We start from the raw sequence: 14,070 nt of genomic DNA on the forward strand, positions 1-14,070 counted from the left end.
ATTGGTTGAAACAGCGGTGGCAAAATACCTGGTTTATTATTTGTCACTGCCCGGTTAACAGTACCCTTAAGGTTTCGGTGAAGGCCGCAGACCGGATTTTAATCATGTAAATACCGGCTGGCAAACGCTGTGCTGATAGATCTACTTCCACCTGGGATGCAGGCCGGACTGACTGATAACCGGGAGCCCAAACGGTATTTCCTGATAAATCAGACAGCTTTATATCTGTCTTTCCCTGATGTGCTTTAGATAATTGCACTGTAAAGTATTTTCCGGCCGGATTGGGATAGATGGCTGATATTTCCTGATCTACGATTACAAATTCCTGTTCTGACCCCGTTCTTGCAGCGGGCGGTGCTGTTGTTTCAATGACCAGCTGCGGCCGGTTTGCTGCACTTTCCCGGCTGTTAAAGGTAAGCCGGGCATTCTGGTTGTTCGGATTAGTCAGGAGCAGACTGACGGACCTGTTGCCCGAGAGCTGTGATCTGACATAAGCTGTTACGTCGAGCTCATAGTATTTTTTTGTGTTGGTTACCTCTATGCTTCCCAGCGTGCCGTCGGTTTCTGACGGTGCATTCTGCCAGGCAATGCCTTCTTCCAGCCAGTTGTCGTCCTGCACGCCGAACACCGATAATGTAGTAGCGGCGCTGCTTTGTACATTGGAGCCAAAGACTCGCAGTCTGGCCGAGCTGATCTGACCTACCCCGAACAGCGGAAATTTCAGATACGTGTTTCGCTGGTAGCTGGGCAGGCTGCCAGCCTTTACTTCCAGCGTAGCCTCTTTGCCATAATTGGTTTCCTGGTTGGGCGTGTTGCGCACATAGGCATCGGCTACCGGTTCGAGCACGAACTGTGCGTCCGGGATCACTTCAACGGCCGCAATAGCAGGCTTGTCAGCTGTACCCGATAGAAACTCAATATTCAACATGCCGTCGGTCACATTTACAGTAAAGTGCTCTGTTTTAGCCCGCATTGCGCCACCTGCTGCTGCAAAAATATCGTAGTTGGTCAGCTTGCGGCTGCCTTCCATATCAACGTGAAACTTCCTTCGGTTGGTGCCGGTCGTGCCGCTTCTGGCAGGTACGCCCCAGTAGGTTTCAGCGAAATGCAGTAAGACGTCGGCCTTGCCATTTTTAACCGGAATAGCATAGCTGAAAGAACTGCCGAAACGCTGTTCTCTATACAGCTGATCGTCTGCGGTATTGAGGATATCACCGCTGGCTGCACTGGAAATACTGGTCGTGCCGCTGAAATAGTCATCTGCACTGAACATTCTGCCCGATGAGGCATTGAATGTGCCGCCGCCCGAGTTAATGCGTATGGCCTGCGTGGCTGTGGCCGGTTTGTATTTGTACAGCTCGCCATTCACCGAGAGCAGCAGCATACCATTGACACGGACAATCCCGCCGAAGTTGGTGCTGCCGCCGGGTGTAAAATCCTGTACGAGGTAGGTGCCTTCCTGTGTGCCATCGCTGCGCCAGAGTTCGGTGCCTGTGGATTCTTCATGCATAGTATAGTAAAAAATATCGTCCAGGGTGGCTGAATAGCCAATCTCGTAAGTATCGGGAAACTGGTCTGTCTGTTTTACCCTGCGCGTGCCGGCCACAGTACCATCACTCACCCAGAGCTGGTCACCGACCTGGCTGTCGTATGGGACAAAAAACAGTTTCCCGCCTGCCTCTGTAAAGTGACGGATATAGTGGGATGAATACTCCTGGTTCTCATCAAAGGTGGCCAGCTCAAAGGTCCCGTCTGCGGTGCCGTCCGAGCGCCAGAAATTAACTGTGTCGGTGTTTTCCCGGACAAAGCTGAAATACATAAGGCCTGCTGCCAGATACAGATTGGAATGATCGATATATACTTCGTCATAAAATTTTTTGACAACCACTGTGCCCTCGGCGGTACCATCCGTTTTCATGAGTTTGTTATAAGCAAAAAAATACATATATTCACCCGATACAATCAGGTTACTGTTAGGTCCTTCATGCGTTTCAGGCAGGGCTGGATCTTCAATTGGCACGGTGCCAGCTGCTGTGCCGTCACTTTTCCATAGTTCCAGCTTGTCATTTAAATCCGTATAAACACAGAAATAAAGTGAACCTTTAAATGCGGCAGGGTTGAAATACTGTCTGGTGCCTAATGTCATAACCTGCACCGTGCCTGCTGTGGTGCCGTCACTTTTCCAGAGCTCTGTCTGGTCACGCGGTGTGGTCACTGCAAAATAAAGCGTATTGCCCACAGGGGTAAGATCCTTGATCTTGGCCTGGGACGAAGCAGTAAAGGCCCTGACCTGCACCGTGCCTGCGGTCGTGCCACCGGTTTTCCATAAAATGCGGCTTTCGGTCACAAAATACAGGGTATTATTTATCGTTGTCTGCTGGTTGAAAGAATTGAATTGATTAGCCGCAGTGATATCAGTGGCCCGGGAAGTACCTGCTGTGGTGCCGTCACTCTTCCAAAGCTCCTGTCCTGTTACACCATCGTCCGCTGTGAAGTATACGGCATCTTTTACCCTGGTAAAAGACCCGGGGAATGAACCGGCGGGAACCGTGAGGGGCAAAGGCCGGGTACCTGCGACAGTCAGGTCACTTTCGTACAGGCGTGTCCTGTTTTGTTCTCTCCCTTGAAAAAATACTTTATTGCCAACTTTTACGATGGGACGCGAGCTGGGGAAACCGGCAACCACGGACGTCCCGGCGGACGTCCCGTCACTTTTCCATAATTTTGCTTTATTTCCTTCCCCGGCTATAAATGCCAGTTGTCCGTTGACTACCAGAATGGGGTACAGATAATTTTGTCCAGTTGACTTGTTGATGTCTGTAACGGCAAGTGTGCCTGCCGTTGTTCCGTCGCTTTTCCAGAGTTCAATGTCCGCTTCCCCGGAACTGGCTGAAAAATACAGGGTGTTATTAAAACTTGTGAGGCTGCCCGGGTAGGAACTGGCTTCGTCCCCCCCTGGAAAAATGTCTTTTACCAGTACAGTCCCTGACGTTGTACCATCCGATTTCCACAGCTCCTGCCCGGTAACGGCAGTGCCTGCACTAAAAAAAACAGTTCTGCCGACAGCCACAGGTGTATCTATTGATGTAAAACCCTGTGCTACGGTCGTTACCGTTTTCCCGTCCGTTTTTTTGAGGGAATTGTTTTCGGCAAAAAACATGTAGCTGCCGGCAACTGCCACATAAAATGGCGGGATCACGCCAGGTCCGGACTGCGTACCTGCCTCGGTGCCATCGCTGCGCCACAATACGGCTGTTGCATCCTGGCCATAACCGGACGTTATCAGAAAATGCAGTACCCCGTTAAAGTTCTTAAACCAGGAAGGGCCGGATATGTTCCGCTCATGTAGCTGCAGCTTTTTGACCAGTCTGGTGCCGGCAATACTGCCATCTGTTTTCCACAGGTCAATCGACTGGTTATCCTGGTTTCCAGCAAAATAGACTGTGCCATTGATTTCAAGAATGTCATTGTTGCTCAAAAATGCGATCCACGACAGCCTGTGCAATGGAATTGTGCCTGCCACAGTGCCATCCGTCCTGAACAGCCAGCCTTGTTTTTTATAGTACTTTTTAAAATATATATATCTGCCTGCCGCCGTAAGTTTCTCTATATATTGGTCTTCGTAGGAAAAAAGATCGGTCAGCTGGATGGTGCCGGCCTGCGTTCCGTCGGTGCGCCAGACCTGGTCGTGTGAAATGTAGAAAAGCATCCCGTTCAGTGTGGCATGTGGAATGAATACGTCGCTTAGTGGTACATAGTCCAGCACCGCAGGATTGATGTCTTTGACCAGCTCCAGCTGCTGGGCCCGGACCTGGGTAGCGCAGCCACTCAGAAGTATGGCAGTCAAAAGAAGTAGACGTATTTTCATATGTGTACAGTTTATACTTATAGGAATAATCAAATATACTCATTGAATATAAATATTTAATTGCTCAATTACAAATGATTTTTATAGAAAAATTCAGGTTAACAAAACGCGGTATTCCGGGCGGAGTCAGGTAAATGTGCCGGAAATAGATCTGGACTGAAAGCTTGCTGACAAGTACCCAGGTATCTTTTATGTCTTTGAAAATAAAACGATAGATATATGTCAGCAGGCCCACGGATCCGCTGCCGGTAAAGCTGCTCAAGTTTGAATCAGAACGAGGGAAACAGATTTTACTAGTGGCATCCTGGGAGAAATCTGGCTGACAGAACATAGCATTGCAGACAAAATTCAGTTGAACCGACGCAATTACCAGCATCTGGAAATGGTAGACAAATCAGGAAATAATACGCGCAGTAGGATTAGATTAATTGCGATTTCCATTTTTAGGATCTTGCTATAACCCGTTGGGTGAAATAGAATAAAGGAAGGAACGTGTATGCATATTGGGTTAAGATACTGAATTTAAGTATCTTAAAGTCGCCAAACAAACCCCAATATGTATGTCAAAATTAGTAATAAATTATTATAAAATCCTGGAAACGATCCAATTGCTGAATATCGATTGTATTGTTAAGAAAGTCGGACGAAAGCCTAAAATGTCTGATAATCAAGTTGTTGCTCTAAGTTTGACGGCTGAATTTATGAGCATAGATAGCGAGAATCTCTTATTTCAACTGATACCAGAAAATGGAATAGAAAATATTTTAGAACGAAGCCAATTTAACAAGCGTCGCCGAAAATTATTGGCCTATACCGAATTGATCAGAACCAAATTAAATCATAGTTTCATTGAATTTGAGGACTACTTTATAGTTGACTCAATGCCACTGGAAATATGTAAAATGGCTAGACATAAAAGGACTAAAATCTGTAAAGAACGTTTTGAAACAGCTCCTGAGAAAGGCTTTTGTGCATCTCAAAACACATGGTTTTATGGTTACAAACTGCATGGAGTTTGTACGATGTCCGGTGTTTTTCATTCCATGGACATTAGTAAAGCAAATGTCCATGATATTGCTTATCTAAAAGATGTTAAAACACAACTCTCTAATGCTGTTCTACTTGGAGACAAAGGATACATATCTAATGAACAACAATTAGACCTATTCCATACTGTTAATATCCGACTGGAAACTCCGATGAGAAGCAATCAGAAAAAATATAAAAAGCAAGCGCATGTTTTTAGAAGAACCAGAAAAAGAATAGAAACGCTTTTCTCACAACTATGTGATCAATTCATGATTAGGAGAAATTATGCGAAAAGTTTTGATGGATTTAGGACAAGAATTCTTGCAAAAATAACTGCTCTAACTTTGATTCAATAGCTTAATAAATTTGTATTCAAAAGGAATATAAACAATATCAAAATTCAAATCACATAATTTCACCCAACGGGTTAAACTATTAAATTGATATTCTTCTTCGAGCTGATTACCGGTATCACAGGTAATCAGCTTTATCATTATAATGTACTGCCAGATACGTTTATCCCTTCCGTTACTCCAGATATCATTCTACACATTTCTGGTTAGCGTGTTAAGATAATAAGAGATTAAAGTTAGTTAATTCTATTTGATTTAGAGGTAGTTAACCCATTTCTGATGAATTTTACCGCTTAATAAGTTATTGGATTTTATTAAGTAAAAATTGGGCTATTATCTTAATTTTATAACTACAAAGTTTCTCAGGCATATCGAATACTGTTACCTATTGGCACTTCATCCTGGCTTTCGGCAGTTACCATCAACTCAACTAAACTCATCAATCTAAATGTACCATCATGAAATGTATTTTACTCAACTTCATTTTTTTTGTTTGGGCAGGAATCTTGTTTGCACAAGAGCCGCTGAAAAATCAAATTGAACTCTTTACTTCAAGGACAGGAGCTATCCCCGGGATCGGTAAGGCAACAGGTTCGGTAAGTATGTTAAAATTCCCAGCCGGCAAAGCTATGAAGATCAGTGGTGCGGGACCCCAGGAAAAAGCACTCTCATTTTTACAGCAAAACAAGGATCTGTTTGGCATAAAGCCAGGTAAATCCGATTTTGTTTTAAAGGAAAGTAAAAAGGACAATTATGGACTGGATCATGTCATATTGGAGCAGTACTTTCAGGGGGTCCCGATTTATGACGGGGTAGTAAAATTTCACTTCAATAAAAGTAATGACATTACCTCTATGAACGGCAACGTTGTCGCCGTAGGTGAGCTCAACACGGTTGCATCCGTTTCCAGAGCTGATGCTGCCGGGGAAGCAATAAGAATTGTAACAGCACAAAAAACCGGAAAGCTAAAAGTACCATTAAAAATAAAGAGCAACACGCTGTATGTTTTCCAGAAAGGGTTGGTACAAGGATACAGGGGACCCAAACACCTGGTTTACGAGGTGGAGGTAAGTAATGACAGAAATGTACGCGAGTTTGTGTTTATAGATGCACATTCCAAAGCGGTTGTTGAGCAGTTTGACGGGATCAGTTATCTCCATCGCAGATTATATGAAGAAGAGTATATCAATGGACAAAAGATATATGAAGAGGGAGATTCTCTTCCCGGCACACTCCAGCCATGGCATGAAAAACAGATAAAAGTTACGGGGCACATATATAATCTCATGAAGAATGCATTTGGCTACGTCTCTTTTAACAACAAGGATTCGGCCATGATCATTGTCAATGACGACATATATTCAGAGCCTGACCTGGAGGGTCTTAGTCCCAGGTGGAATGGCACCTATGTCAGTTCATTTTCATCAACGGCTACTGATGATGTAATAGCACATGAATGGGCCCATGCCTACACCCAAAGTACCAGCGGGCTTGTTAATGCCGGGGAAGCAGGCGCATTGAACGAAGCCTATTCTGACATCTGGGGAGAAACTGTGGACCTGATGAACGGTTACCTGGATTCGGATGAAAATAATGCAGTAAGAACCGGATGTGCAAGCTCAACGAGGTGGCTGATCGGAGAAAAAATAACAGGACGTGCCGATCCTATACTCAGGGATATGTGGGATCCTACCTGCAAACACTATCCAGGCAAGGTTTCTGATCCTCAATACACCTGCAATAATGAGGATTATTACTATAATTTTCCGAACATGGGTATCCTCAACCATGCTTATGCTTTACTTGTAGACGGAGGTACTTATAATGGACAGATCATAACCGGGATTGGCCTGACTAAGGCTGCTCATATCTTTTGGCGCGCACAGTCAAGTTACATGACACGGACAACAGGTTTTGTTGCCATGGCCGATATCCTGGAACTGTCAGTGAACGACCTGATCGGAATTAACCTGCCACGGCTTTATACTTATGCTTCTGCACCTGTACTTTCCGGACAGGTAATTACTACCGCAGATGCAGAACAATTATCCAAAGTTATTGCTGCTGTGGAAATGGGAACTGATAATGGCTGCTTTACACTTCAAACACTTCATCCGGTTTCTACACCTTTGTGTGCCGGAGGGTCAGCAGAAAATGCCTTTTTTTATGAAGATTTTGAGTCCGGCCTGAATGGCTGGAGCTTAGCCAACAGTGGAGAGGAAGAGAACTGGACAGCTCATAACTGGGAAATTGCTTCAAAAACACCAGGAGCCAAAACTGATAAGGTAGCTTATGGTACAGATAGAAATGTAGGATCAGGATTGATTTCCATGACGAGTCCGGCCATTACTATACCCACCGGATCGGCCGGGCCATACAATCTTGCGTTTGATCACTATGTAACACTTGGTTACAGAAATGGCGGAAATATCAAATGCAGTATCAATGATGGAGCGTGGATTTTAATACCAGATTCGGCATTTACCGAAAATCCCTATAACCGGCGTTTGATTGGTTACGATGATGAGTTTAGTCCTAATCCGTTAAATGGAGAGCGTGCTTTTTCGGGTTCTTTTTATGAGGTCGCCAGCTGGGAGCAAAGCCGGATCAACCTGAGTTTATTGGGTTTGAAAGCAGGACAGACTATCCGGTTCCGATGGGATCTTGGTACAAAGATCTACGAAGGACTGGAAGGCTGGTATATTGACAATATCAGGGTTTATACTTGCAGCATACCCTCAGTGCAGTTTGTTGCCGATGCTTCCATTGTTCGGGAAGGCGATGCTGATCAAATGAGTAATGCGCCGGATCAGTGTTTAAATTATACAGAAAAAAGAATTACCATCAGAATTAACAAGGCTCCTCCTGCACCTGTGAGGGTTACTTTAAAAACACCCGCAGGATCAGCCACGTTGGGGAACAAAGCCGATTACACAATCTCGCCCGGTTCGTTTGTTTTTGAAGGAGAGAAAATATCTCAGGATATCATAGTACGGGTTTATGATGATGCATTGGTGGAGGAAAATGAAACCATTCTACTGGCTTATTCATTGGAAAGCAATAGTATAGCTGTGCCTGAAACCTATAATCAGCGACATGTACTCACCATAATGGATGATGATTTTGTTCCTGATGATGCAAACAAGCAATTACTTTTTGCCGATTTCAATAACGGGCTGCCGCCGGGTTGGCAAATTCCCGGACGCGAAAGAGCCTTATACGACTGGAATTTGATTACTAATTTATCTCGTCCTCTGGACCCATCAGGACCTCCTTTGCTGATGGCTTCGTCGGAGAATCAGGATCCGGATTTCTCGATTTTGCCTGTGGATGCAATTGTAGAATCCGCTCCTTTCAGTACAGTGGGCCGCACTAACATCGTGCTATCCTTCATCCAGGAGTTTCAACGATCGGGACAACAGGGATTGGTGGATGTATGGGATGGAAGCGAATGGCACAGCCTGCTGGTGCAGAATGCATCGTCAGGCCCTAAGGATATTCCCCGCATGAGATATATTTCCATTCCGCAGGAATATGCCAATCATGCAATGAAAGTCCGTTTCAGGTATATTGCAGACAATGATTACTCGTGGTCGATTGACAATGTGAAAGTTACAGGTGATATCTCTGCACAGATTGAAACTGCATTAACTTCCACGCCCGATGCACAATATCTTGGGCCAAATGCAACCGTATATTTTTATGACCCGGGTTCCAGGGATCTGATAGCAAAAATTAAAAATCTGGGCGATCATGATTATGGATGTACTACCGTGGCAATTGATCGTGCCGGTGTAGATGAAACGGATTGGATAGGCTCTTATCATATTACCAAAAAGACATTCAAGGTTATTCCGGCAAACAATAACCCCGCCGGCCAATATGAGATTACACTGTATTATAAAGCGTCGGAACTCCCCAATTTTAATGGTACGGACATTAAATCAATGGGTAAAAGTGAGGGAAGTATCAAGGCAGGCGACGCGTCGACAAGTTCATTAGCACCGGTTGTGGGGAGTAATGTCTTCGGTTCTGATTATGCATATACCGCTACTTTTGACTCTGGGTTTTCAGGCTTTGGGCTTTCGGATCTTCCTGCATCAGGTCCGGCGTCCCGCATGCTTCCGGTAACACAAAGTAAAGCTGATGACGGGCAAAGCAGCAATCTTAAACTTTATCCCAATCCGGTACAGTCATTGGTAAAAATGGAAGTGCCGGATGAAGGTATCAAATCTGTGAATGTGCAGGTTATCAGCTTATCAGGAAAACAGGTCCTGACAAAGCGGAACCTGAAAAGACAGTATGGCAGTTTCAATCTGGATCTCGGCGGTTTATCTCCTGGTATCTATCAGGTGATTTTGTCGGGAGAAAAGCGGAATTATACATTCTCAGCACTCAAATTATAATCTGACTTTCTTTTACCAGAAACTTATTCCAAAACCTTACTTGTACGGTTATGAAAAATATACTGTTCCCACTTTTCCTTTTGTTTTATGCTGTAAACACATTTGCGCAAAAAACTTTAAAAGATGAAATTGATGCCTTTGCTGCGCAAACAGGTGCAGTTCCCACGATTGACAAGGCAACCGGTTCACTTGGTTTTTTAAGATTTCCGGCAACCAGGCCATTTAAATTATCCGGAGCAACACCAGAGGCAAAAGCACTTTCCTTTATCAGGCAAAACCCGCGTCTCACCGCCATAAATTCTGATAAAGATAATTATACTGTTAAGGAGGTTAAAAAGAATATTTATGGTCTTACGCATGTTGTGATGCAGCAATTTTACCAGGGCGTTCCCGTTTACGACGGAATCCTGAAATTTCATTTTAACAAAAATATGGATCTTGCTGCGATAAACGGGAATGTATTACCGGTTACAAAGCTCAATACTGTTCCCGCTGTATCAAAAGGTGATGGAGCTGAAACAGCGCTTAAAATAGTAACGGGCCAGAAATTGGGCAATTTTAAAGCTCCATTAAAAGTAAACAAGATAAATCTTTATGTATTTCAGAAGGGCCTGGCACAGGGGTATCAGGGAGGGAAACTTCTGGTGTATGAGGTGGAGGTGCGAAATGATAAGGATGTACGGGAGTTTCTTTACATAAATGCACATACAAAAGCTTTGGTAGAACAGTTTAACGGAATACATGCCATAGACCGGGTTTTGTATGAAGGCACATTGGCTCCGGAAAATAAAATATGGGAAGAAGGAGATGCTTTACCAGGAACCTTGGATCAGTGGCAGGAGTCGGAAGTAAGGACTTCGGGGCATATTTATAATTTAATGAAAAATACATTTGGCTACGTTTCCTTTGATAATCAGGATGCACAAATGGTCACCATTAATAACAACTATGAGATAGGTTGTCCAAGCTCAAGCTGGAATGGTGTTACAGCTAATTTTTGCCCTGGAACTGCATCAGATGACGTGGTTGCTCATGAATGGGCACATGCTTATACTGAATATACAAGCGGGCTCATTTATGGATGGGAGCCGGGTGCGATAAATGAAGCATACTCTGATATATGGGGAGAGACTGTGGATCAGATTAACGGGTACATGGATACAGGCGAAAGCAGTGCAGCAAGAACCGGATGTGAAAGTTCGGAACGCTGGGAAATAGGAGAAAAAAGAACTGCTTTCGATGGTGTTTTAAGGGATATGTGGAATCCCAACTGCAAAGATAGCCCGGGCAAGATAACTGATCCCCTGTATGCATGTGTAGATGAAACAGATCTGGGACTTGTACACATTAATTCAGGAGTCCTGAATCATGCTTATGCCTTGCTGGTCGACGGAGGTACTTACAATGGGCAAACAATTACCGGAATCGGTCTGACGAAAGCAGCTCATATTTTCTGGCATGCGCAGGTTAATTACATGAGCAGTACAACGGACTTTGCGGCGCAGGCAGATATTCTGGAGGCTTCATTAACAGATCTGACAGGTATTAATCTACCCAAACTTTCAACGTCAGAAACGCCACAAGGCTTGTCGGAGGAGGTGATCACATCTGCGGATGCGGAGCAGCTGGCAAGGGTCATTGCAGCAGTGGAAATGAGAACGGAAAACACCTGCGGTTATGAGCCTATACTTAAGCCGGTAGCTGCTATCTGCAGCGGTGGCTTGCCTGAGAATGCATTTTTTTATGAGGATTTTGAATCCGGAATTGATGATTGGACCTTTTCCAATTCCGGGATTGCACAATCATGGACACCCCGTAACTGGGTGCAGGATGATACAGCACCTGGCAGCAGGCAGGGTAAAGTAATGTATGGCGTTACTCCTCCAACCGGCGATTGTGAGACGATATTTCAGATTGGGCTCATATCTATCACGAGTCCGGTCATTACAATTCCAACTGGCTCGTCAGGACCATTTCACCTGGCTTTTGATCAATTTATAGCAACTGAATGGGGATATGATGGGGGCAATGTACGGTATAGAATCAATTCAGGAGAATGGAAGTTGGTGCCTCTATCAGCATTCACGGTCAATGGTTATAACGCAACGTTGAGCACAACAAATGAAAACAGCGATAACCCGTTACAGGGGCAACCGGGATTTTCGGGCCATGACCCGGGGTCAGTAACAGGAAGCTGGGGGCAAAGCCGTATTAATCTGACTTCATTGGGATTGACCCAAGGGCAGTCTATTGAATTTCGATGGGATTTGGGTACAGATGGATGCGATGGAGTGGAAGGCTGGTATATTGATGATGTAAGGGTTTATTCATGTTCAACACCATCCGTACAATTTGTTAATAGCAGCACAATTGTCAATGAAGCCGAGGCAATAATTCCGGGCCAAGCACCTGGTGAATGCTTGAAATATGTAGAAAGAATAATTAAAGTAAGGATTAACAAGGCACCGTCAGGCCCGGTAACTGTTACGCTGAATGCCCCTGCCGGAACAGCAAGTCAGGGGAATACAGCTGATTACACTATTACACCTTCTACGTTTATTTTAAAGGAAGGTAAGTTATCGCAGGATTTAACTCTTAGAATCTACAATGATGCTTATGCGGAAGAAGATGAAACTGTTTTTCTCACATATACCCTCGCTGGAGGAAATGCTTACGCGGATAATTCAAATCAGAAACATACCATTATAATTAAGGATAATGACATACTTCCGGGTACATTGACGAAAGTACTCCTGACGGCGGATTTTAATAAAGGTTTTCCATCGGAGTCTGGCTGGACAATCATTGATAATGAACCAGGTACAGGAACCTGGGAAGTAGTTGAATTTGACGAGGTGACACTGGACAAATCCGGCGGTCGCCCGTTTTTACATATCAACAGCAGGTTTGGATATCCTGACGGATATGATGAAATAGCTGAATCTGCTCCTTTCAACTCGATAGGTATGTCCTCCATTAATCTTTCTTTTATTGAGTTTTTTAATATGTACCCATATGGATCACAGGAGGTTGGTAGGGTTGATGTTTGGGATGGAAGTAATTGGCGCAATTTGCTGACTCAAAATGAGGCTTCGGGTACTTCCGGATCATGGAGTGCGCCAGCAATAAGAAATATTTCAATTCCTGTTACTTATGCAAATGCGGCAATGAAAATACGTTTCAGATATACAGCTATTTCTGATTATTCGTGGTCTATTGACAATGTAAAAGTCACAGGGAGCTTTTCTTCCGGGATTGAAAGTGCTGTAACTGCAATGCCGGATGAACAGTACCTGGGGCCGAATGCAACTGCGTTTTTCTACGATCCCGATTCCAGGAACCTGATCGCAAAAATTAAAAACCTGACCAATCATGATTATGGATGCACATCCGTTTCTATTGACAGGGCAGGGATAGATGAAACAGACTGGATAAGCACTTATCATATCACCAAAAAGACATTTATGGTAAACCCGGCCAATAACAATCCTGCCGGTGAATATGAGATTACGCTCTATTACAAAGCTTCGGAATTACCTGGTTTTAATGGTTCTGATGTTAAATCAATGGGTAAAAGTCCGGGCGGTATCGGACCAGATAATGAAGTGGGAACCTCGGTAGCAGCGGCTGTGGTAAGTACTGCTGTTGGTTCCGACTACGCTTTTACTTCTACATTTCATTCCGGCTTTTCGGGTTTTGGTCTGTCAGATTCTCCACCAACCGATGACACAGGGCAACCTGCTCTTCCGGTTGATCTCATCAGTTTTGAAGGCAAACATACGGCTGAAGGAAATATGCTGAACTGGACAACTGCGGCAGAAGTGAACAACAACTATTTTGCTGTTGAAAGAAGTATGAATGGCCGGGATTTCGTACAGACAGGCAGTATAGACGGCATTGGTAATTCGGCGGTAAAGAATGATTATAAATTTGTTGATACCGGTTATAAGAAAGGAATCAATTATTACAGGCTGAAACAGGTTGATCTGGACGGCGGCTTTGCTCACAGCCGTATTTTGGCTATCGATGCATCAAATACCGGAGACCTGAAATTTTATCCGAATCCCGTACAATCGCTATTAACAGTGGAGTTGCCTGACGCGGAAATTAAAATGATAGATGTGAGCATCATAAACGTAGCAGGCCAGCAGGTGCTAACGGAAAAAAATGTGAAAAACAGGAATGGCAGATTTAATCTGGATATGAGCCGTTTGCCATCAGGTATTTATCAGGTAATTTCCTCAGAGTCAAAATCATTGGGACAAGTGAGAAGCTATACTATGAAAATAGTCCGGCCGTAAGATAGAACTCGTTTTGTTTGATCTTATATTAAAATCCGAAGCACCAATTCTGTGTTTCGGATTTTAACGTTTATAGATAGCGTTACAGATCAGTATATCCTATGCTGTATGTC

5 protein-coding genes are annotated in these 14,070 nt (G+C 44.1%); 3 read left to right on the forward strand and 2 right to left on the reverse strand.

The genetic code is table 11. The features are described from left to right. Positions 1-43 precede the first annotated feature (43 nt). Positions 44-3,868: an ELWxxDGT repeat protein gene (locus KZC02_RS30090; RefSeq protein WP_221392049.1), complete on the reverse strand. Its 3,825-nt coding sequence runs from the start codon at positions 3,866-3,868 to the stop codon at positions 44-46. Positions 3,869-3,932: 64 nt separating this feature from the next. Further along, positions 3,933-4,130: a hypothetical protein gene (locus tag KZC02_RS30095; RefSeq protein WP_221392050.1), complete on the reverse strand. Its 198-nt coding sequence runs from the start codon at positions 4,128-4,130 to the stop codon at positions 3,933-3,935. A 394-nt stretch (positions 4,131-4,524) separates the two neighbouring features. Here KZC02_RS30095 and KZC02_RS30100 point away from each other — a divergent pair, with 394 nt between their 5' ends. From KZC02_RS30100 to KZC02_RS30110, 3 genes are all read left to right on the forward strand, one after another. Continuing rightward, on the forward strand, positions 4,525-5,253 hold the full coding sequence (locus tag KZC02_RS30100; protein WP_221395237.1) for an IS982 family transposase: 729 nt from the start codon (positions 4,525-4,527) through the stop codon (positions 5,251-5,253). A gap of 455 nt (positions 5,254-5,708) precedes the next feature. After that, entirely contained in the window at positions 5,709-9,656 is a 3,948-nt protein-coding gene (locus KZC02_RS30105; RefSeq protein WP_221392051.1) for a M4 family metallopeptidase, read from the forward strand. Positions 9,657-9,706: 50 nt separating this feature from the next. Then, positions 9,707-13,957 carry a M4 family metallopeptidase gene (locus KZC02_RS30110; protein ID WP_221392052.1) on the forward strand — a complete coding sequence of 1,417 codons (4,251 nt, stop codon included), beginning with the start codon at positions 9,707-9,709 and terminating at the stop codon, positions 13,955-13,957. The last annotated feature ends 113 nt before the right edge of the window (positions 13,958-14,070 follow it).

This window comes from Dyadobacter sp. NIV53, assembly GCF_019711195.1.
Taxonomy (GTDB): domain Bacteria; phylum Bacteroidota; class Bacteroidia; order Cytophagales; family Spirosomataceae; genus Dyadobacter.